Raw genomic sequence first — 450 nt, 5'->3', positions numbered from 1 at the left:
TTAAGTCATCGGCGTCTAAAAAGTGCATATATTCGCCGGCGGCGTTTTGAACGCCGGTATTTCGTGCGGCCGGAAGGCCTAGATTTTTAGGATGTCTGACCGTTTTTATACGGTCGTCGTCTTTTGCCGTATTGTCAACAATTACAGCCGAATTATCCGTCGGGCAATCCAAAACGCATATTATTTCCAAATCTCGATATGTTTGGCATCTGTCTCTTATACACATCTAGATGTGTATAAGAGACAGGGATAGTAAGGATTCCTGAGAGGTTTAGGGGGCTCTTGATATGAAATTCCGCAAAAGACTGAAATGGCATCTGATGTATTGGCTAAGATGGACGAGGCTGACTAAAAAATCAAGAAATGCTTATAAATCGGTTGATGCGTACGTAAGATCCATAGCCGAATTTAAAAAGGCGTTTTATCAATATTCGTATATCTCTTTTGAAT

At 40.9% G+C, this 450-nt stretch carries 1 protein-coding gene; it reads right to left on the bottom strand.

The features are described 5' to 3' along the window. Positions 1-190: glycosyltransferase family 2 protein (locus tag ACYVRA_RS08920; protein ID WP_461252358.1), on the bottom strand; the 190-nt coding region annotated here is incomplete at its 3' end. Positions 191-450 lie beyond the last annotated feature (260 nt).

The sequence above is a fragment of the Treponema sp. R8-4-B8 genome (genome assembly GCF_054786175.1).
The sequence above is the reverse complement of the archived record's forward strand: the minus strand, read 5'-3'. Positions and strand labels throughout refer to the sequence as shown.